18 protein-coding genes are annotated in these 20001 nt (G+C 50.4%); 10 read left to right on the top strand and 8 right to left on the bottom strand.

Annotated elements, in window-relative coordinates; translation table 11 throughout:
- Nucleotides 1-14: 14 nt before the first annotated feature.
- The gene (locus tag GTPT_RS13490; protein ID WP_025902903.1) at nucleotides 15-806 is read right to left on the bottom strand and encodes a MerR family transcriptional regulator; all 792 of its coding nucleotides are present in this window, start codon (nucleotides 804-806) and stop codon (nucleotides 15-17) included.
- A 193-nt stretch (nucleotides 807-999) separates the two neighbouring features.
- Between GTPT_RS13490 and dinG the strand changes: the two genes are divergently transcribed.
- From dinG to rlmF, 3 genes are all read left to right on the top strand, one after another.
- Nucleotides 1000-3210, top strand: a complete 2211-nt coding sequence (gene dinG / locus GTPT_RS13485) for an ATP-dependent DNA helicase DinG (RefSeq protein ID WP_038011607.1) — start codon at nucleotides 1000-1002, stop codon at nucleotides 3208-3210.
- Nucleotides 3211-3255: 45 nt separating this feature from the next.
- The gene (gene ybiB / locus GTPT_RS13480) at nucleotides 3256-4224 is read left to right on the top strand and encodes a DNA-binding protein YbiB (RefSeq protein WP_029990793.1); all 969 of its coding nucleotides are present in this window, start codon (nucleotides 3256-3258) and stop codon (nucleotides 4222-4224) included.
- Nucleotides 4225-4307: 83 nt separating this feature from the next.
- Nucleotides 4308-5243, top strand: a complete 936-nt coding sequence (gene rlmF / locus GTPT_RS13475; protein WP_025902900.1) for a 23S rRNA (adenine(1618)-N(6))-methyltransferase RlmF — start codon at nucleotides 4308-4310, stop codon at nucleotides 5241-5243.
- A 51-nt stretch (nucleotides 5244-5294) separates the two neighbouring features.
- On the opposite strand, the gene dps is transcribed toward rlmF, so the two are convergent.
- Together dps and rhtA are read right to left on the bottom strand one after the other, a co-directional pair.
- On the bottom strand, nucleotides 5295-5798 hold the full coding sequence (dps, locus tag GTPT_RS13470) for a DNA starvation/stationary phase protection protein Dps (RefSeq protein ID WP_025902899.1): 504 nt from the start codon (nucleotides 5796-5798) through the stop codon (nucleotides 5295-5297).
- A 147-nt stretch (nucleotides 5799-5945) separates the two neighbouring features.
- Nucleotides 5946-6854 carry a threonine/homoserine exporter RhtA gene (rhtA, locus tag GTPT_RS13465; protein WP_025902898.1) on the bottom strand — a complete coding sequence of 303 codons (909 nt, stop codon included), beginning with the start codon at nucleotides 6852-6854 and terminating at the stop codon, nucleotides 5946-5948.
- A 376-nt stretch (nucleotides 6855-7230) separates the two neighbouring features.
- On the opposite strand from rhtA, the gene ompX reads away from it, so the two are divergent.
- The 4 genes from ompX (at nucleotide 7231) to GTPT_RS13440 (ending at nucleotide 11863) form a co-directional block, all read left to right on the top strand.
- Nucleotides 7231-7743 (top strand): outer membrane protein OmpX, encoded by a 513-nt coding sequence (gene ompX, locus GTPT_RS13460; protein WP_029990794.1) that lies wholly within the window; start codon nucleotides 7231-7233, stop codon nucleotides 7741-7743.
- Between the two features lie 767 nt (nucleotides 7744-8510).
- On the top strand, nucleotides 8511-8978 hold the full coding sequence (gene mntR / locus GTPT_RS13450) for a manganese-binding transcriptional regulator MntR (protein WP_025902895.1): 468 nt from the start codon (nucleotides 8511-8513) through the stop codon (nucleotides 8976-8978).
- A 640-nt stretch (nucleotides 8979-9618) separates the two neighbouring features.
- Entirely contained in the window at nucleotides 9619-10017 is a 399-nt protein-coding gene (locus tag GTPT_RS13445; protein WP_025902894.1) for an H-NS family histone-like protein, read from the top strand.
- A 253-nt stretch (nucleotides 10018-10270) separates the two neighbouring features.
- Nucleotides 10271-11863 carry an ABC-F family ATPase gene (locus GTPT_RS13440; RefSeq protein ID WP_025902893.1) on the top strand — a complete coding sequence of 531 codons (1593 nt, stop codon included), beginning with the start codon at nucleotides 10271-10273 and terminating at the stop codon, nucleotides 11861-11863.
- A 47-nt stretch (nucleotides 11864-11910) separates the two neighbouring features.
- On the opposite strand, the gene GTPT_RS13435 is transcribed toward GTPT_RS13440, so the two are convergent.
- A complete protein-coding gene (locus GTPT_RS13435) occupies nucleotides 11911-12672 on the bottom strand; it encodes a molybdopterin-synthase adenylyltransferase MoeB (RefSeq protein WP_029990795.1) in 762 nt (253 codons plus the stop codon).
- Nucleotides 12673-13911 (bottom strand): molybdopterin molybdotransferase MoeA, encoded by a 1239-nt coding sequence (moeA, locus tag GTPT_RS13430; RefSeq protein ID WP_029990796.1) that lies wholly within the window; start codon nucleotides 13909-13911, stop codon nucleotides 12673-12675.
- Between the two features lie 563 nt (nucleotides 13912-14474).
- On the opposite strand from moeA, the gene GTPT_RS13420 reads away from it, so the two are divergent.
- Nucleotides 14475-15674, top strand: coding sequence for a serine hydrolase (locus GTPT_RS13420; RefSeq protein ID WP_029990798.1), 1200 nt, complete (start codon nucleotides 14475-14477; stop codon nucleotides 15672-15674).
- 43 nt (nucleotides 15675-15717) lie between these two features.
- On the opposite strand, the gene ybjG is transcribed toward GTPT_RS13420, so the two are convergent.
- The 3 genes from ybjG to GTPT_RS13405 all read right to left on the bottom strand — a co-directional run bounded on the left by ybjG (nucleotide 15718) and on the right by GTPT_RS13405 (nucleotide 18780).
- The gene (gene ybjG / locus GTPT_RS13415; RefSeq protein ID WP_025902888.1) at nucleotides 15718-16323 is read right to left on the bottom strand and encodes an undecaprenyl-diphosphate phosphatase; all 606 of its coding nucleotides are present in this window, start codon (nucleotides 16321-16323) and stop codon (nucleotides 15718-15720) included.
- A gap of 326 nt (nucleotides 16324-16649) precedes the next feature.
- Nucleotides 16650-18335, bottom strand: coding sequence for an aspartate:alanine antiporter (locus GTPT_RS13410; protein ID WP_029990799.1), 1686 nt, complete (start codon nucleotides 18333-18335; stop codon nucleotides 16650-16652).
- A gap of 181 nt (nucleotides 18336-18516) precedes the next feature.
- The gene (locus GTPT_RS13405; protein ID WP_025902886.1) at nucleotides 18517-18780 is read right to left on the bottom strand and encodes a GrxA family glutaredoxin; all 264 of its coding nucleotides are present in this window, start codon (nucleotides 18778-18780) and stop codon (nucleotides 18517-18519) included.
- Between the two features lie 167 nt (nucleotides 18781-18947).
- Here GTPT_RS13405 and GTPT_RS13400 point away from each other — a divergent pair, with 167 nt between their 5' ends.
- Both GTPT_RS13400 and nfsA read left to right on the top strand, forming a co-directional pair.
- Entirely contained in the window at nucleotides 18948-19187 is a 240-nt protein-coding gene (locus GTPT_RS13400) for a DUF1418 family protein (protein WP_025902885.1), read from the top strand.
- Between the two features lie 34 nt (nucleotides 19188-19221).
- The gene (gene nfsA, locus GTPT_RS13395) at nucleotides 19222-19944 is read left to right on the top strand and encodes an oxygen-insensitive NADPH nitroreductase (protein WP_029990801.1); all 723 of its coding nucleotides are present in this window, start codon (nucleotides 19222-19224) and stop codon (nucleotides 19942-19944) included.
- The last annotated feature ends 57 nt before the right edge of the window (nucleotides 19945-20001 follow it).

Here is a 20001-nt window from a genome sequence, read left to right as displayed (position 1 = left end):
AAGGTTCTTCAGGATCAGGATGACCGTTCTGCAATCTTATCCCGTAAGGGGGATGAGGAAGACGCTGACCTGTGAAGTGCTTCAATCTTATAACCACTCTCTTGCCATTCTGCCAGCTGATTTTGTTGTACCCGCGTTAATGGATTATCGGTCCATAAAAAAATTTGTGTGTGGGGTAACAGGTGCGGATCCGTCAGTTTTAGTGGCTCAGCCAGTACGGTAACACGCCAGTTTTTTTCCGTTAAACGCCAGCTTTCCAGCCACAAGCGGAGGCGGTCACGGGAGGACCAGCCGATCAGCAGTGCATCTTCCCCGGCACGTTTACGTGTGGCTGCCAGTGAAAAGCTGACATAATCGATCAGAATACCGTCCAGCAAACTGCTCATATAGGCGGCCGTGTGTTGATTCAGCATCAGCCTCTGACGAACCGGAAGAAATACCTGATCTATCAGTACGCCCGCCGGATTATCTTTCCCGAGAGAATAAATCCACTGACGCAACCGTGCCGGTTGATTATCCCGCAGAACAGACAGCAGTTCATCCTGGCGTAAAACCCATTCACTGCGGGTCTCGGTGGCTTCGCCATCCAGCAGGGCTTTAACTTTAGCCGGCGGTAAACCGCTTTCGATCCAGCGTTTAATTTCCAGTATCTTTTGCCGGTCCGCTTCGCTGTACAGGCGGTGCCCGCCGGGCGTCCGGTGCGGCGTGATCAGCCCGTAACGCCGTTGCCAGGCGCGTAAAGTGACCGGGTTGATGGAACAATCCCTTGAAATATCACCGATTGTGTAAAACCCAGACTGGGACATATCGTAGTTATCCTGACACAGATCCGATAGCTATTATAATCTAACATGCGTTATCAAAAAACTATTCTGTCAGTCTCAGCAGAACAATGGCACCGGACGACACAATGAATTGCGGGCTAATTTGCTTTCAGGACTGCCGTCGGCCGCCATACTGTGTAAAAATACAGTCTGATTCTTCAGGCAGATGGTCGTTATGGTTCTGACTCCCGCATTAAAATTACAAATCGGCGAATGGTATAAGCTGTTACAGACACAGGTCGCCGATTTTATCCCCCGTCTGCCGCAACGTCAGATGATTGCTGAAGTGGCAAAAACGCTGGCAGGGGAAGATGATCGTCATCTGGTGATTGAAGCCCCGACCGGTGTCGGTAAAACCCTTTCGTACCTGATCCCGGGGATCGCGGTTGCCCGATCGGCAGAAAAGAAACTGGTGATCAGTACCGCCAACGTTGCCCTGCAGGATCAGATTTTTGATAAAGATCTGCCGCTGTTAAAAAAGTTTATTCCGGACCTGACGTTTACGGCGGCCTTCGGGCGCCGCCGGTATGTCTGTCCCCGCAACCTGGCATTTACCACCGCTGAACCGGACACGCAGGGGGATTTATTCCTCTACCTGGAAGAGTCGGCAGGAACCCGGCCAGCCATTTCCGGCGAACAGCAGCAACGTGAACAGAAAGTCTGTACCCGGCTGGAGAGTTCACTGAAATCCGGCGCCTGGGACGGGCTCCGGGATCATTGTGATGAACAGATCGACGATCCGTTATGGTTGCGGCTGTCGACCGATAAAAACAGTTGTCTGGCTCACCATTGTCAGTGGTACAAAGAGTGCCCGTTCTTCCTGGCTCGCCGGGAAATAGAGCAGGCTGAAGTGGTTGTCGCCAACCATGCACTGGTGATGGCGGCACTGGAAAGTGATGCGGTTCTGCCCCCGGCGAAAGAGATGTTGCTGGTCGTTGATGAAGGACATCATCTTCCTGAAGTGGCGCGGGATGCGCTGGAAATGAGCAGTGATATTTCACCCGCCGGTAGCGCCTTGCAGCTGGATCTGTTTATTAAATTTATTGGTACCCTGCGCAGCTGGTTTACCTTTAAATCACCGCCGCCGCTGGCAAGCCCCGGTCGTCTGGAAGAACATTGCGGTGTTGTCCGGCAGTTAATGCAGGAAATGGCGGCAGAATTTATGCCGTTACTGACGGAAGATCCGCAGGGGAAGGCGGAATACCGTTTTATTCTGGGGGAATTACCGGAAGAAGCCACTGCACGCTGTCAGCAGTTATTTAAACTCTGTGACGGGCTACGCGGGTTATGTGAATATCTGATCAATGCACTGGGTGAGATGACTGGCAAACAGGATATGGTCAGGATCCATCGTGGATTATTACAGCTGAACCGTTTTCAGGGCTGGTTTGAATCATTGAGCAAATTATGGTGGCTGGCGGGTCTTAACCAGTTATCCGGGGCACCGGTATCAAAATGGCTGACAGCAGAATGGCAGGAAGATAAGTGTCATCTTTTTTTCCATTGCGCCGGAATCCGGGTCAGTGAGCAACTTGAAAAACTGTTATGGCGCAAAGTCCCTCATGTTATCGTGACCTCTGCGACATTACGTTCACTGAATAGCTTTCGCCGTTTCAGCGAAATGTCGGGCCTGAAAGAGTCTGCCGGGGACCGCTTTGTCACACTGGATTCCCCGTTCAATCATGTCAGCCAGGGAAAATTAGTGATCCCTGAAATGCAGTATGAACCCAGGCTTGCAGAGGAGGCGCTGCATATTGCTGAAATGGCGCGTTACTTCCGCCAACAGGTAAAAGAGAAAAAACACACCGGCAGCCTGGTATTGTTCTCCAGTGGCCGGGCAATGCAGCAGTTTCTGGCCCATGTGACCGATTTACGTCTGATGCTTCTGGTGCAGGGCGACCAGCCACGTTCCCGTCTGATAGCGCTACATCGGCAGCGGGTCACTGAGGGGCAGCAAAGCGTTCTGGTCGGGTTACAGTCTTTTTCAGAAGGTCTGGATTTGAAGGGAGAACTGCTGACTCAGGTACATATTCATAAGATAGCGTTTCCGCCCATCGATAGTCCGGTGATCCTGACAGAAGGAGAATGGCTGAAAAGTCAGCAACGTTATCCGTTTGAAATCCAAAGTCTGCCCGGCGCGTCCTTTACCCTGATACAGCAGGTAGGCAGACTTATCCGAAGCCATCAATGCTTTGGCGAGGTGGTGATTTATGACCGGCGGCTATTAACAAAGGCCTACGGAAGCCGTTTGCTGGCGGCTTTACCGGTGTTTGCTATCGAACAACCGGAAATTCCGCCCCCGGAAACGGGACAGACAGTGAACCGTCGCGGAAAATCCTCCGCGGCACCGCGTAAAAAGACGACGACCCGTCGTCAGAAGCGTTAAATCGAACAGATAATGACCCTCAGTGACCACAGGCAGGAAAACAGGATGGATATCACCCGTATAGTCAAAGAAATCGGGCGGGGTAAAAATCACGCCCGCGATCTGGATGAGCCAACCGCCTATCAGCTCTATCAGGCGATGCTGAATGACCAGTTGGATCCGCTGGTTCTAGGAGCAGTGTTAATTGCACTGAGGATCAAAGGGGAGAGTGAAGAAGAGATGCGGGGCTTTTACCAGGCACTGCAGGAGAAGCTTCCCCGGTTACAGCCGCCGAAAAACAGACCCATACCCGTGGTCATACCGAGTTATAACGGTGCCCGCCGGCAGGGAAATCTGACACCGCTGCTGGCCTTATTACTGGAAAAAACAGGTTTTCCGGTTTTTGTGCATGGTATCAGTAACGATCCCACGCGGATCACCAGCGAAGCTGTCTTTGCTGAGCTGGGCATTCTTCCGGCCGGAAGTCCGGCAGAAGCGCAATCATTGCTCGACCAGGGCAAAGTTGCCTTTATGACCATTGACGGATGGTGCCCGGCGTTAGCCGGTCAGTTGGCATTACGATGGCAACTGGGGTTACGTAACAGCGCCCATACGCTGGCAAAACTGGCCACGCCTTTTGCCCCTGCTGAAGGGCTGCGTATTTCCGCTGTTTCGCATCCGGAATATATTCCGAAAGTGGCTGCATTTTTCCATCAGTCAGACGCACCGGCATTATTACTTAATGGTTGCGAGGGTGAAGTCTATGCTAACCCGCAACGCGGTCCGGCACTGTATTCGGTGGATGGTAAACATCCGGCACCGAAATTACTGACCGAACGACAGCCAGAGGCCAGTGTTTCTCTGCCATTATCTAAATCTGCAGCAGAGACGGCCCGCTGGATCTCTGCAGTGCTGGCCGGGGAAATCCCCGTCCCGCAGCCTCTGCGCTTACAGGTGGCGTGCTGTCTGATGCTCAGCGGACAATGCGCCGATGTGGATGAAGGGCTGGCCAGGTTACAAGCCTGCGGATACTGACCCGGGTGAACCGGGGACCTCCGGTCAGGCGATGGCTCTCTTCATCTGAGCTAATGAAGTCACGCAATAATTAATGAAACGGTATGATTAAAAAAAACAAAAAAGCTACGCTGCATCCCCGAAACCGCTATCAGGGAAAATATGATTTATCCTTGTTGTGCGAAATTAACCCGCAGCTTAGTCAGTGGCTGATTACGACACCGGCGGGAACACTCTCAGTTAACTTTTCCGAGCCGGAGGCCGTAAAAGCGCTGAATCAGGCTCTGCTGAAGCAGTACTATGATATTAACTGGCAGTTGCCTGAGGGTTTCCTCTGCCCGCCGGTGCCCGGAAGAGCGGATTACCTGCATTTTCTGGCTGATTTATTAGCCTCTGACCTGCAGGGTACGCTGCCAGCCACCGCCGATGTTCTGGATATCGGCTGCGGGGCGAACTGTATCTATCCCCTGATTGGGGCAGCAGAATACGGATGGCGCTTCACCGGTTCGGAAATTAATCCGCAATCGTTGCGTGCCGCGAACAGTCTCATTGCTGCCAACCCGGGGTTACAGCGCCTTATCCGTCTGCGGCGACAGAAGAATGCCGGAGTGATTTTCGGCGGGATTATTCAGAAAAACGATTTCTTTCATCTGACTCTTTGTAATCCGCCGTTCCATCGTTCGGCGGAAGAATCGTTGCAGGGAAGCGAACGTAAACTGAAGAATCTCGGAATAGATGAGGAAAAAGGGCTGAATTTTGCAGGTCAGCATCATGAACTGTGGTGTGAGGGGGGGGAGCGTGGCTTTATCGGAAATATGATCCGCGAAAGTCAGCGATTCTCATCTCAGGTTATCTGGTTCAGTACCCTGGTTTCAAAGCAGGAAAATATAAAACCGCTGAGCGGGCTGTTACGGGATGCCGGCGTGGAAGACTACAGAGTTATTGAGATGGGGCAGGGGCAGAAGCAGAGCCGTTTACTGGCATGGAGCTATCTGTCCCCTGAGAAGCGGGCGAAACGCTTACGTCACCGTCCCGCCTGATGCTGAACGGATATCACTTTCAAACGTGATATCCGTTATTTTCCGGAGCTATTATTCGATATTTGCTTCGATGAACCACAGGAACTTATCCAGGTCACGGGAAGCGGCAGTGAAAATATCAGCAGTATCTTCATCCGGGACTTCACTGATGGCTTTACGCACATCATTGGCGACTACGGAATAACGTTCTGCCAGTGCATGCAGATGCTCCTGAACACTGTGAGCGTTCAGCGGATAGCTTTTCAGCGGGGTTTTATCGGCCACGACCTGAGGCGTTCCCAGAGCAACGCCCCCTAACTGCACAATTCGTTCTGCCACGATGTCCTGATGATCGGTGATAGCCGTGCGGAAACCATCCAGCATTTCATGGACACCAATAAAGTTAGCCCCACGCATGTTCCAGTGTGCTTGTTTAGTGATCAGAGACAGATCAATTAGCTCAATGACTACGCGGCTCAGGACGTTGATAGTAGCAAGTTTGTCTTTTTCGCTGACATCATTACGGGTATAGATTAGATCAGAAGCCTCAGTTTTGACCAGTTTTGCGGTACTCATAGTATGATTTCCTCTCTTAGTCGATGTTGCCAGTGCGATATTGAATGTGCGGATAAGTATAGCAACCGCTGACGACTTTGCACGATGGCCTGACCAATCGCTGTTATCGTCCTGAGCAATGGCGAAAAAGAGAGGGGAGTCTGCTCATCAGGATTTTGCTGATTTCACCCGGACACGACGCAGGCGATTTTTCGCAGGTTGCATCGTCAGAGTCGACCCTGCAGAGGCAATAATAATAGCGGTTAATCCCAGCCATTGCGGAAGGTTTAACTCTTCTCCGAGGAAAATCAATCCCGACATTGCCGCAACAACCGGCTCAAGGCTCATCAGCGTACCAAAGAGTCTGGCAGGCAGACGGGTCAGTGCCATCATTTCCAGGGAATAAGGAATGGCATTAGAAAGCAGGGCGAGAAGCAGTGCCAGCGGGAGGATTTCCCAGTGCCACAATCCACTGGCCGCGAAGGTCAGCCCGGCGGGGACATAAATGACGGAAGCAATCAGTGATCCCGCAGCTACGGTGGCCGCACCGTGTTCGATACCGGCTTTCCGGCCGAAGACAATATAAATTGCCCAGCAGGCTCCGGCACAAATCGCCAGCAGGGCGCCTAAGGGATCGATATCGGAAACGCCGTGTTCCAGCGGCAGAAGAAAACCGAGTCCGGTCACGGCTATCACTATCCAGAAAAAATCTGTCGGCCGCCGGGAATTGGCCAGCGCCAGGGTCAGGGGGCCGAGAAATTCAAGCGCCACACCGATTCCTAACGGGATGGTGCGTAAGGCGAGATAGAACAACATATTCATTCCCCCCAACGCCAGACCATAAAAGACCAGCGGGCGACGCTGTTCTTTCTTAAAGCGCAGACGCCAGGGTTTAAAAATAGCCCATAACATAAGGGTGGATAACCCCAGGCGGAGTGCCGCGACACCGGGCGCTCCGGCAATCGGAAACAGATACTTTGCCAGCGAGGCAGCCCCCTGTAATGACATCATGGCAATTAATAACAGGGCAATCGGAAAAAGCAGGCTGGTATTCTTTTTATTGTCGTGCGGGGACATCGGGAGAAATCCTGTGAAAAAGTAACGAAAGGTGATCCGGCGGGGAAGTTTATCTGAATTATCCGAAAACGCACACTGAAGTCCCGGAAAAATACCGTCATTATTGATTGATTTTTAAGCGATCGTGGCCGCCGATATAGAAAACCTGCACATTAATTTTAGGAATATCCTGAAAATCCCCGGTAAGCACAGAATAATTGCGTCGGCAGTAAACCTTCAAAACAGCCTAAAATCATAGGATTATAGATAACTGGTAACGTTCTGTTACACCAAACAATCTGTTAGACAATAAAATCAGGGCAGAGTTTCCAACTATTTTTTGCTATATTTTCGTCGTTGTCAGGAAATAAGAAGTCGTTTCACATTTGAGGTGATTATGAAAAAAATTGCATGTCTTTCAGCGCTGGCTTGCGTTCTGGCAGTATCTGCTGGTTCAGCAATGGCACAAAGCACTATTACTGGTGGTTACGCACAGAGCGATTACCAGGGTGTCCTGAACAAAGCTAACGGTTTCAACCTGAAATACCGTTACGAAGATGGTTCTAACCCACTGGGTTGGATCGGATCTTTCACTTACACTGCGAAAAACCGTGATGTAGGTGATTACTACCAGAAAGGTCAGTACTATGGCTTCACCGGTGGTCCGGCTTACCGTCTGAACGACTGGGCTAGCATCTACGGTGTTGTTGGTATCGGCTACGGCAAATACCAGATGAACGACCTGTCTAAGTACCAGAAGCAAGACACCAGCGATGTTGGTTTCTCTTATGGTGCAGGTCTGCAGTTCAACCCAATCGATAACTTCGCCGTTGATGTTGGTTACGAGCAGAGCCGTATCCGTAGCGTTGACGTCGGTACCTGGATCGCAGGCGTCGGTTACAGCTTCTAATCCCGCCCGATGCATTCAGAGTACACCAAAAACGGCCCGTCAGGGCCGTTTTTTTATCTGTAAAAACCGGTAATAAAAGGGCCCCGGCAACTTTCTGAGACGGATGAAGTGTCTATTGGATCCTTTCATGACCCCTTCCGGAAACACCAGATCATACCCACTTTTTTACGGAAAAGAGCCTCTGCTGTTCAGAGACGGTTCAGGGGAGCCGGGTGAAAGGTTGCTGCTGCTTTTTTAGCCCTGAAAGGATGTGACTGCGGTATGATGGGATCGCATGGAAACCCTGCATATTGCAGGGAGAGTGGGGGCAATGAGTGATGGGTGGTCTCAGAACCCCTCATTCGTGTAAACGGCAGGAAAAATTAACTGCAACCTGGTCCGTCACCGTGTGGCGGGTTAGCCGCTTCAGAAGCAGCTCTGCCAGCATTAATCGTAACCGGAAGGGAGACTGACGCAGTAAGCATGCAAGCAGAGCTGTTTTACTGAATCCGTCAGAGCGGGTGTTCAGGTCACGATGACAGTGTGTGCAGTGCGTTGTGCATTTCATATAACCCCCTTGCGGAAATAAACCATGAGTATTGCGGAGAAGATCTGTACCAGTCAGAACGTATCAACGCGTTTCTCTATACTGACAGGTATAGCATTGGCTATATGATTTAGCCATGGCTATTCAGGAAAAATTTGAGCTTCTTCTCAGCTGGTTTACAATGTGCACCAGATTACCGGCATCTATTCAGTGATTGCCTGGGTCATAAAGAGGAAGTTGAATGAATCATCGAGCGAAAAAAACGGTTTCCCGGCCGGGATCGATTAAAGATGTCGAAGAGCATGTTGAAGGGTTTCGGCAGGTCAGAGAGGCACATCGCCGTGAATTGATCGATGATTATGTTGAATTAATCTCAGACCTGATCCATGAATTTGGTGAAGCCCGCCAGGTAGATATGGCCGCCAGACTGGGGGTGTCGCAGCCAACAGTCGCTAAAATGCTCAAAAAGCTGGCCGGCACCGGTCTGGTAGAGCAGGTACCTTATCGGGGGGTTTTTCTGACCGCTGAAGGTGAAAAGCTGGCGGAGCAAAGCCGTGAAAGGCACCATATTGTAGAAAACTTTTTGCTTTCTCTGGGCATCAGTTCCGAAATTGCTCACCGGGATGCGGAAGGTATTGAGCATCATGTCAGCGATGAAACGCTGGAGATCTTCAGAGCTTTTTATCAGTCATCGACTCAAAATACCTGAATCAGAGATGACGATCCTGCTTAAGTGAGTCAGCCGCGGACGGACCCCGGTTTATTACAGAATGATGGCCGGGGGAAACAGTGTTTCCCTTTAATTACCCCTCTCAACTCCCTGTGGTTGTTTATACCTCTCTGATTTACTGATAATTACACTTTATCGTTTATGCCGGAGCCTTCTGCAAGCCTTCCACCTTTACTGTGAATAACACTGTGATCCCCGGGGGAATAATTTAATCCCGGTGAGTAAGAGACTGTTAGCGCTACTTTTTGAGTATTGCAAACGATTACCTGCAAAATCAGATTGTTCACTGAGAGTGCTAATTATAATCCCGGTTTTTTTATACTGTCATGATCTGATTAGAAAAGAAGATTTAAGTAATTAAATGCCTGTGAATGTAATGATTATCTTTTTTCAGAGGTATGAAAGGGTATCTGCTTTCGGGTGTTTATCACCGCCTGGAGTTGTTCACAGATAAATCATTCACTGTTAAGGTGTCGTTAATTTTTATTCAAGGTGTAACCAATAATGCTAAAGTAAGCATTAATATTATATAATCAGGCTAAGGCTATTTATTTTTTTATTTAAATTAGGTAATCTCAGCCACACTGTTAATTGTACCCGGTTAAGCAAGGAAAATAAGATGAGTGATGCATTTAAAGTTCTCAACAACATTCGTACTCTGCGCGCTCAGGCTCGTGACCTGGCACTGAGTGATCTGGAAGAAGTTCTGGAGAAACTGACTGTCGTAGTTAATGAACGCCGCGAAGAAATTGAAGCTGAACAAGCTCTGAATCGTGAGAAAGAAGAAAAACTGACTAAATACCGTGAAATGCTGCTGGCAGATGGTATTGATCCTAACGAATTAATTGGTGCTGCTGATGTCAGCAAAAAACGTGTGAAACGTGCGCCGCGTCCTGCGAAATATAAATACACTGACGAAAACGGTGAAACTAAATCCTGGACCGGTCAGGGCCGTACACCTGCAGCCATCAAAAAAGCACTGGATGAAGGCAAAAGCCTGGATGATTTTCTCATCTAATCCGCTGTAAACTCCTTGTTAATGGGAGAGCCAGTGACGTTTTGTTACTGGCTTTTTTGCTTTTAACGAGTAACGTAACAGGCTATATAAATTAGCCTGAACCCGGCACCACAGGCAGGGGACCTGTCCAGCGTACAGGCCATACAAGGATGCTTTAGTTGCCGGGCATGTAACAAGTTCCACCACGCTATGCCAGCCATTGTGGCTGCTGGCATATTTTTTCCTGAGTTTGATTCATTGATAAGGCTATCCCGTGTTAGTAACCAGTAATGTGACGATGCAGTTTGGCAGTAAGCCATTGTTTGAAAATATCTCTGTAAAATTTGGCGGAGGGAATCGTTATGGTTTAATTGGTGCCAACGGCAGCGGTAAGTCGACGTTTATGAAAATCCTTGGGGGCGATTTGCAGCCATCGGCAGGTAACGTCTCTTATGACCCGAATGAGCGGATTGGTAAATTACGCCAGGATCAGTTTGCTTTCGAAGAATTTACGGTACTCGATACTGTCATAATGGGCCATACCGAACTGTGGGAAGTAAAAAAAGAACGTGACCGCATTTATTCTTTACCTGAGATGAGTGAAGAAGAAGGTTATAAAGTCGCGGATCTTGAAGTGCTGTATGGTGAAATGGATGGTTATACTGCTGAGTCACGGGCAGGGGAACTGTTATTAGGCGTAGGCATTCCGGTAAGCCAGCATTACGGTTTAATGAGCGAGGTGGCTCCGGGCTGGAAATTACGTGTGTTATTAGCCCAGGCGCTGTTCTCTAATCCGGATATATTGTTACTGGATGAACCGACGAACAACCTGGATATAGATACTATCCGCTGGCTTGAGCAAGTCTTAAACGAGCGTAACAGTACCATGGTCATTATTTCGCACGATCGTCACTTCCTGAATATGGTGTGTACGCATATGGCGGATCTGGATTATGGTGAGTTACGTGTCTATCCCGGCAATTACGACGAGTATATGACCGCGGCGACTCAGGCGCGGGAACGCCTCCTGTCTGATAATGCGAAGAAAAAAGCCCAGCTCGCAGAGCTGCAGTCATTCGTCAGTCGCTTTAGCGCGAATGCTTCTAAATCCCGTCAGGCAACATCACGTGCTAAACAAATGGATAAAATTAAGCTGGATGAAGTTAAAGCCTCCAGCCGTCAGAATCCGTTTATGCGTTTTGAACAAAATAAGAAATTGTTCAGAAATGCACTGACCACTGAAGCATTAACCAAAGGGTTTGATAAAGGTCCCCTATTCAATAAGCTTAATCTGCTACTTGAAGTGGGTGAGAAAGTGGCCATTATTGGTGCGAATGGTATCGGTAAAACAACACTGTTGAAAACACTGATGGGTGAGCTGACGCCTGATAACGGCAGCATTAAGTGGTCTGAAAATTCGCAGATTGGTTATTATGCTCAGGACCATGCCGCAGATTTTGCGAATGACCTGACGGTGTTCGACTGGATGAGCCAGTGGAAACAGGAAGGGGATGATGAGCAGGCTGTGCGCAGTATTCTTGGCCGGTTGTTGTTCTCACAGGATGATATTAAAAAGCCTGCGAAAGTCTTATCCGGGGGTGAAAAGGGCCGTATGCTGTTCGGTAAACTGATGATGGAAAAACCGAACGTGCTGGTAATGGATGAGCCGACAAACCACCTGGATATGGAATCTATCGAATCCCTGAATATGGCACTGGAAATGTACGAAGGTACGCTGATTTTTGTTTCTCATGACCGTGAATTTGTCAGCTCGCTGGCAACACGTATTATTGAGATCAAACCGGAAGGGGTGACTGACTTCTCCGGAACTTACGAAGATTACCTGCGCAGCCAGGGCATTGTGTAAACGTCTGTAATGTGAAAACGGTTGTCTGTGTACAGACAACCGTTTTTTTATGCGGATTTGGTGCCGCAGACCTCACAGTGCGGATCCCGGGGGACCCGGAACTCCCTGAAACGGGTTACCATGGCGTCAATCAGCAGTAGCTTGCCCCGCGGGCTTTCCCCGTAGCCGGTCAGGACCTTCAGTGTTTCCATGGCCTGCAACGTACCTATCATCCCCACCAGCGGAGCCATTACCCCGGCTTCGACACAGCTAAGCCCCTGATCGCCAAATAAACGACTGATACAGCGATAACACGGCTCATCGTCGTGCCAGCGGAACACCGAAAGCTGACCCTCCATACGGATCGCCGCGCCTGAAATCAATGGGACTTTATGGCGATAACAGATACGGTTCAGGAGTTCACGGGTCGCAACATTATCACTGCAATCCACAACAGCATGTTGATGTTTTACCTGCTCATCGGCATTCTCTTCTGCTAAGGCCTGATTATCTGCAATGAGCCGGACAAAGGGATTCAGCTTTTCCAGTGCAAGAAGCGCTGAGGCCGTTTTGGGCATCCCCAGCGTTTCATCATTATGCAGGATCTGTCGTTGCAGATTAGATACTGAGACAGTATCAAAGTCACATAATGTCATTTCGCCGACTCCTGCAGCGACCAGGTAAGGGGCAACGGCGCAGCCTAAACCACCCAGTCCGGCAATCAGAACCCGTGAGGTTTTTAACTGCTCCTGTCGCTCGAAGTCGAAATCTTTCAGTACGATTTGCCGGTTGTAGCGGAGGATTTCTTCATCGCTGAGAGTCCCGTCCATTCAGTCGTCCAGCAGGTAATTAAAAGGTTCAATCGACACGGTTTCCCCGGGCTGAACATCGGCGCATTCACGTTCAAGCACAATAAAACAGTTGGCCTTCATAAATGAACTGAACACATGTGACCCCTGATGTCCGGCAGGAACAACCTGTAACCGACCCTCAGCATCACTGGAGTAATGTCCGCGCTGAAAATCCATCCGGCCCGGGGTCTTGCGGATAAATCGCCCGGCAGTTGCCTGTAACGAAGTCCCGGACTCGTGGTTCTTCAGGCCCATCAGGGTATTTAACATGGGCTGAACCAGCTGATAGAAGGTAACCACGGCAGACACCGGGTTACCGGGCAGACCACAAAACCAGCTTTCCGACAGGCGGCCGAAAGCAAAAGGTTTGCCTGGTTTCATCGCCAGCTTCCAGAAGGTGACGGAGCCCAGGGCCTCCAGCATATCCCGTGTATAGTCGGCTTCACCGACCGATACGCCCCCGGTACTAATAACAACGTCCGCCTGACGATCCGCTTCTTCGAAGGCCTGACGGAGTAATTGCGGATCGTCGGCAATGATGCCTAAATCCACAACCTCACAGCCCATTTTTTCAAGCATCAGGCGGATGGCAAACCGGTTCGTGTCATAAATCTGTCCTTCCTGTAAAGGTTCACCGACCGGGACCAGTTCATCTCCGGTAGAAAAAATCGCCACACGGATCCGGCGCAGAACGCTGATTTCGGCGATCCCCAGTGAGGCCAGCAACGGAAGGGACGAAACTCCCAGCCGGATGCCTGCATCCAGCACCGGTTGCCCGGCCTGAATATCTTCACCGGCCCTGCGGATATTTTGTCCTGCGGCAACATCGGCAGTGATAATGATACCTTCTTCACGGGTTTCGGTCTGTTCCTGCATCACGACGGCATCGGTTCCCGGCGGTACCGGTGCACCGGTCATGATCCGGATAACGCTGCCTTGTGGCCAATCCCCGGTAAAGGGTTTACCCGCCAGCGCTTTACCGGCCACGGACAGCGGGGTTTCAGGCAGCACCAGGTCAGACAGGCGGACGGCATAACCATCCATTGCGGAATTATCAAAACCGGGCACCGCAATCGGAGAGATCACCGGTCCGGCGGTGATACGTCCCGTGGCATCCTTCAGTGCAAGACTGACTTTGTCATGTATCGGGCTCAGGGGGCGTTGAATGAGTTGTAATGCTTCTTCCGGAGAAATAAGTCCGGATGTAAAAGGTTCCATAGTGGCTCCTGCCTTAGTGAGTGCTATCAGAGCATCGGCCTATGCGGGGTCATATGCCGATCAGAACAGAATTAAGAGAGAGAATAGCATGTTAACTGTCCGTCCGGCCCAAAAAAAGTACCGGCAGGCGGGGCGGATAGCGGATAGCCCCGGCATTCCTGAGGGCTTCCTGACCGGGGCCCTGCTTGCGTCAGAGCGACCCCGGTGACCCGATAAAGTGGCCCGGCGCACGTTATACCGGGGCCTTTAGTGCCTTAAGCTGCCGGGTGTTGAGGCGCTTTCCGGCTAAAGTGTGACTCAGAAACACTGTGAAAAGTAAATAAAGAGGGTGAAGTATACAACGAAGGGGTGCTTATGCTATTGATAGTATCGGGAACGAAATCAGTAGATTAAATTGTCAATCTGCACCGTTCTGCAAGGCGCCTGTCACTGCTATGACCAGGAGCCTTTGCCTCCTGGTGAGTGTCTTACCGGTTTAACAACATTGGGGTTCCGGTTGCGAAGGTCAGTTCAGTCACCTGTATATACGTTATATTTTTTGAGCAAACAAGGACGGACTGTTAATGGTACATCACACTCGTCACTTTTCCCGATCCCGTGCGGTGATCGTTGCGCTGCTGCTGGCACCGGTAGTGGGCTACGCTGCACAACCCTCAGATGCCCCCGTCTTAGACGCCAAAGCATGGATCCTGATGGATTATGCCAGCGGTAAAGTTCTTGCTGAATCACATGCTGACGACAGACTGGATCCGGCCAGTCTCACCAAAATGATGACCAGTTATGTGGTCGGTCAGGCATTGAAAGACGGCAAAATTAAATCCACCGATATGGTCTCTATCGGCCAGGATGCCTGGGCAACGGGGAATCCTCAGTTGCGCGGTTCGTCACTGATGTTCCTGAAACCCGGCGATCAGGTCTCTGTCTCCGACCTGAACAAGGGAATTGTTATCCAGTCAGGGAATGATGCCTGTATCGCGCTGGCGGACTACGTTGCAGGAAGTCAGGGGGCATTTATTGACCTGATGAATAACTATGCCAAACGACTGGGACTGCAGAATACTCATTTCTCCACGGTGCACGGACTCGATGAACCCGGCCAGTACAGCACTGCCCGGGATATGGCGTTAATCGGTCAGGCGTTGATCCGTGATGTTCCTCAGGAGTATGCGTTAAATCAGGAAAAAGAATTCACGTTTAATAATATTCGCCAGCCTAACCGGAATCGCCTGTTGTGGAGCACCGATCTGCATGTTGATGGGATCAAAACAGGTTATACCTCTGGTGCCGGCAATAACCTTGTCGCTTCTGCTACCGCCGGTGATATGCGGCTGATTTCGGTGGTGCTGGGCGCGAAAACTGATGCAAGCCGCTTCCGTGAAAGTGAGAAATTACTTAACTGGGGATTCCGTTCTTATGAAACCGTCTCTCCGCTAAAGTCTGATCAACCTTTTGTGCAGAAACGGGTCTGGTACGGTGATAATCGAATGGTTAATCTGGGTGTGATCAATAACACGGCCGTGACTATTCCCCGTGGGCAGATCAACAACCTTAAAGCATCTTATACGCTTAACTCACCGGTACTGGAAGCGCCGCTGGCCCGCGGGCAGGTGGTGGGTACGGTTAATTTTCTGCTGAATGGTAAAACGATTGATCAGAAATCACTGGTAGTGATGGATGAGGTCAAAGAGGGCGGCTTTGTCAGCCGTATCTGGGACTTTATCAGTCTGCAGCTCAATACGCTGTTCAAACGCTGGTTTGGCTAAACCCACTGGCCGGGCGACGTTTTACCGTCGGCCGGCCAGGTTATCAGTGACGTACCCAGCCTTTCTTAATTAACGGACCGAAGACAAGGTGATAAATATCGCTGGTCAAAGACAGGAAACGTTCGCCGTAAACACCCCAGCCCAGCTGTGATGCCAGACAACCGAGCATTCCGACCAGAAATCCTCCCAGCATGTCCATCGGCCAGTGAACTCCCAGATAAACCCGCGACCATGCGATTGCGATACCGATCGCCATTAACACAATCCCTGACCAAAGTCTGTGCCAGAAAATAAATGCCAGGGCAAAGGTGAATATAGTGGTGCCGTGATCACTGGGGTAGGAGTCGTCCGCACTGTGACTGAGAAACTGATAGCCCAGTCCGACGGCGAAAGGCCGGGGATGAGGATAAATAAACGCGACCACTGTCGCTATGGCTAATGCGTAGATCAGGGCTGTTCCGGTTTTCAGTACCAATATCCGTTGTTGGGTGACCTGGCTGTCCGGCCCCCATAACCACAAGGCAATGATCAGTAGCGGTACAATAGCTATCAGGTCTTTGGCGAAGAACAGTGCCAGTTGAATAAGTCCGTGGGGGGAGTCCGGTGTGGCATTAATCCATAGAAACAGGATGTGATTCAGGTGTTCCATTGTTTTGTGCGATCCTTATGGGCAGTCAACGCGGTATCACATTCTTCAGCGCGGGCAATTTATCTTAAATTGACGTCAAGCATACTGTGAATAGCTTAAGATTAGCTTAACAGCATAAAACAACGTCATAAAAAGTAAATAATCCGGTTCTTATTTCTTGTGTATCTGTGCGTTAACATCCTCAGCGCACAAAGCGTTAACAAGTCGCTGTCCTGAAAGATATAAAAACTCAGGAAAACAGTTGGTTAAGGGCTGAAGGCTCAGGAAAAATAAAGGCACCCTAAGTGAAACAGGGTGCCTGAATACGTTAAGCGGAAGCATGGCCGTCAGTTGATCAGTGGCCAGATAAGCACTATCAGTGTCCCTGCAAGGGTCAGTAATACGTTAGCGATAGCATAGGTTCCGGCGTATCCGAGGGCCGGAATACTACTGCGTGCGGTATCAGAAATAATTTCCATGGCCGGTGCACAGGTTCTTGCCCCCATTAATGCACCAAACAACATGGCTCTGTTCATCCGCAGAAGATAAGCCCCCACCAGGTAAGTGATAACCACCGGAATAAGGCTGACCAGCAAACCGCAGGCAAGCATTTCCAGGCCGTCTCTGCCTAACCCCTGATTAATTCCGCTACCGGCACTGAGTCCGACGCCAGCCATAAAGACCATCAGCCCAAACTCTTTTACCATAGTTAAGGCGCCCTGAGGGATATAACCGAAGGTCGGGTGGTTAGCCCGTAAAAAGCCCAGCATGATACCTGAAAATAATAATCCGGCTGCGTTACCGATACTGACATTAAAATTACTGAACTGAAAAGTGATCATTCCTATCATCAGACCGACGATAAAAAAGGCACAGAACGCCAGCAAATCGGTCACCTGACTATGGATGGCGATAAAGCCAATCCGATCAGCAATACTTTTTACACGTTTTGCTTCGCCACTTACCTGCAGGATATCGCCTTTGTTCAGAACGATTTCATCATCAATCGGCATTTCGATCTGGTTGCGGATCACGCGGTTAAGGAAACAGCCATGATCCGTCAGCCGTAATTTACCCAGCCTTTTATTCACAGCATTATGGTTCTTCACCACAATTTCTTCGGTCACAATACGCATATCGAGTAAATCGCGATCGAACACTTCCTTGCCGTGGCGGAAGCTGGGGTCCAGCCTCGCATGAGCATCAGGATAACCCACCAACGAGATATCGTCGCCTTGCTGCAGTACCGCATCGCCGTCGGGGCTGGCCAAAATACCGTTGCGACGTATCCGCTCTATATAGCATCCGGTATGCCGGTAAATCCCCAGTTCCCGGAGGTTCTTACCGCCGGTCCATTCCACCAGCTCCTGACCTACGCGATAAGCACGTATTACCGGTAAAAAAACTTTACGCTGGCTGTCTGCATCCAGTCCGCGTTCGCGGGCAATCTGCTGTGCGCTGGTGGGTAAATCCTGATGCTGTAACCGCGGCAGGTAGCGGGCCCCCAGAATAAGGCTGACCAGCCCGACCAGATAAGTCAGGGCATATCCCAGGCTCAGGTGATCCTGCATCAGATTCAGCTTACTGGCATCCGTAACACTCTGTCGTAGTGTATCCCCGGCACCAACCAGTACCGGTGTCGAGGTCATCGAGCCTGCGAGCATACCTGCCGTCAGCCCGATATCCCAATGGAATAACCGGCCAAGGCCCAGCGCCAGTACCAGTGCCGTGACCACCATGACCATGGCCAGCATAAAGTAGTTTTTTCCGTCACGGAAAAAGATAGAAAAGAAGTTAGGCCCGGCTTCTACTCCGACACAGAAGATAAACAGCATAAAGCCCAGGCTCAGTGCATCGGTATTAATCGAAAAGTGTTGTTGTCCGAGAAGTAAAGACATGACCAGCACACCGATAGAGCTGCCTATCTGGATACTGCCGAGGCGGAGTTTACCCAGGCATAGCCCGAGAGAAAGGACGACAAATAACAACAAAACGTCATTGGAACTCAGGAGGTTGGCGACGTTAATATTCACAAATTGGCTTCTTATCCGCAAAGGAACGAGATGAGTAAATACCTCTGAACACTGGCGCTCAGCGGCAGATCTAAGGTCAGCATTCTAAACATATTTTCTGTAACAGACTACGGCGGGAACGTGAAAAAAACAGCGGGAGGGAATTACGCGCCGGAGAAGCGGCGCGCATACTGCAGAGAGATTACTGAAACAGACCCAGATGCTCTTTGGCATAGGCTTCAAATTCGGTAAATCCGCCCACATGTTGCTGATCGAGGAAAATCTGCGGTACGGTTTCTACAGGTTTACCGACCGTTTTTTCCAGGTCAGCTTTAGTGATACCTTCCGCATGAATATCGATATAGCGGTAGCTGAAGTCTTCGCGATCTTCGGTTAATTTTTCGGCAAGGTCTTTAGCGCGAACACAATAAGGGCAGCCCGGACGACCAAAAATAACAGCGAACATAGCACTCTCCTGAGCGATTCATAGAAACAGAACATATAACAAAGCGCTATGATGCCTGTCTTCAGGGTGAAAGGAAAACAGGAAATCCCTGTTGCTATGAATGTTACTATCAATCAGGAACGACTGGCTATGTCGGGCGCACACCCGGTTAACAGGAATATAATGAGATGTCTGATACTACACGATTGCCGCGATACCTGATTATTACCGAGCTTGCCGGAGGGATTCTGGTGCTGTTGTCGATAGTGCTGATTAACTGCACCGGTCGTCTGCCCGGTGTGGAAGACAGCCAGAGACTGGCAAAAATCATCCTGACAGTCGGCATCCTGCTTATCCTGCCGGCCGTGATAACTCTGGGGTACCGGACGCTCAGGGCTATATTGACAGGTTCACCGGCAAAGAAATAACGTAACCTCTAACTGCAACACGAAGGAGATCCTTATGACCCCGACGATCGACCTGTTACGCCGTCATCGTTCAATCAGGGCGTTTACTGACCGTCAGATCAGCGATGAAGAGCGTCATGCTATTCTGGCTGCAGCCAGGTCCGCCTCCACTTCCAGCTTTTTACAGTGCTCATCTATTATCCGGGTGACAGATCCGCAAAAGCGTAGCCGTTTGTCAGAACTGGCAGGCCCTCAGCCCTGGGTCCGCGAAGCTGCGGAGTTTTGGGTCTTTTGTGCCGACTTTAACCGCCACCAGCAGATTTGCCCTGAGGCCGGGTTAGGGCTTGCCGAGCAGTTACTGCTGGGGTGTGTGGATACGTCACTCATGGCACAGAATGCGATGGTGGCTGCGGAGTCATTGGGATTGGGGGGGGTCTTTATCGGCGGCTTACGTAATCATCCCCATGAAGTGACCGAACTACTCTCATTACCGCGTTTCGTACTGCCTCTGTTCGGGCTATGCCTCGGCTGGCCGGACGCCGACCCGGAGGTAAAACCCCGGTTACCACTGAGCCTGCTGGTGCATGAAAACAGTTATCAGCCTATGGATAGTCAGGTGCTGGCCGGTTATGACCAGCATATTCGGGAATATTATCAGCAGCGGGGCAGTAATAGCCGTCAGGAAAGCTGGAGCGAGATGATCCAGCGTATGCTTGTCAAAGAGAACCGGCCATTTATGCTGGATTTCCTGCACCAGCAAGGCTGGGCAACACGTTAAGGTGTGACCCATCCGTTCCGTCCTGAAGACTATCTCCGGGTGCTAACGATCACAACA

It is taken from the genome of Tatumella ptyseos ATCC 33301 (genome assembly GCF_000735525.1).
Classification (GTDB): domain Bacteria; phylum Pseudomonadota; class Gammaproteobacteria; order Enterobacterales; family Enterobacteriaceae; genus Tatumella; species Tatumella ptyseos.
The sequence above is the reverse complement of the archived record's forward strand: the minus strand, read 5'-3'. Positions and strand labels throughout refer to the sequence as shown.

What these genes read in the sequence shown, in the direction of transcription:
- dinG (WP_038011607.1), top strand. Translation starts at nt 1,000, where the DNA reads ATGGTTCTGACTCCCGCATTAAAATTACAAATCGGCGAATGGTATAAG.
- GTPT_RS13400 (WP_025902885.1), top strand. Translation starts at nt 18,948, where the DNA reads ATGTCTGATACTACACGATTGCCGCGATACCTGATTATTACCGAGCTT.
- GTPT_RS13435 (WP_029990795.1), bottom strand. Translation starts at nt 12,672, where the DNA reads ATGGACGGGACTCTCAGCGATGAAGAAATCCTCCGCTACAACCGGCAA.
- GTPT_RS13445 (WP_025902894.1), top strand. Translation starts at nt 9,619, where the DNA reads ATGAGTGATGCATTTAAAGTTCTCAACAACATTCGTACTCTGCGCGCT.
- mntR (WP_025902895.1), top strand. Translation starts at nt 8,511, where the DNA reads ATGAATCATCGAGCGAAAAAAACGGTTTCCCGGCCGGGATCGATTAAA.
- GTPT_RS13405 (WP_025902886.1), bottom strand. Translation starts at nt 18,780, where the DNA reads ATGTTCGCTGTTATTTTTGGTCGTCCGGGCTGCCCTTATTGTGTTCGC.
- ybiB (WP_029990793.1), top strand. Translation starts at nt 3,256, where the DNA reads ATGGATATCACCCGTATAGTCAAAGAAATCGGGCGGGGTAAAAATCAC.
- GTPT_RS13490 (WP_025902903.1), bottom strand. Translation starts at nt 806, where the DNA reads ATGTCCCAGTCTGGGTTTTACACAATCGGTGATATTTCAAGGGATTGT.
- ybjG (WP_025902888.1), bottom strand. Translation starts at nt 16,323, where the DNA reads ATGGAACACCTGAATCACATCCTGTTTCTATGGATTAATGCCACACCG.
- GTPT_RS13420 (WP_029990798.1), top strand. Translation starts at nt 14,475, where the DNA reads ATGGTACATCACACTCGTCACTTTTCCCGATCCCGTGCGGTGATCGTT.
- ompX (WP_029990794.1), top strand. Translation starts at nt 7,231, where the DNA reads ATGAAAAAAATTGCATGTCTTTCAGCGCTGGCTTGCGTTCTGGCAGTA.
- moeA (WP_029990796.1), bottom strand. Translation starts at nt 13,911, where the DNA reads ATGGAACCTTTTACATCCGGACTTATTTCTCCGGAAGAAGCATTACAA.
- rhtA (WP_025902898.1), bottom strand. Translation starts at nt 6,854, where the DNA reads ATGTCCCCGCACGACAATAAAAAGAATACCAGCCTGCTTTTTCCGATT.
- rlmF (WP_025902900.1), top strand. Translation starts at nt 4,308, where the DNA reads ATGATTAAAAAAAACAAAAAAGCTACGCTGCATCCCCGAAACCGCTAT.
- nfsA (WP_029990801.1), top strand. Translation starts at nt 19,222, where the DNA reads ATGACCCCGACGATCGACCTGTTACGCCGTCATCGTTCAATCAGGGCG.
- dps (WP_025902899.1), bottom strand. Translation starts at nt 5,798, where the DNA reads ATGAGTACCGCAAAACTGGTCAAAACTGAGGCTTCTGATCTAATCTAT.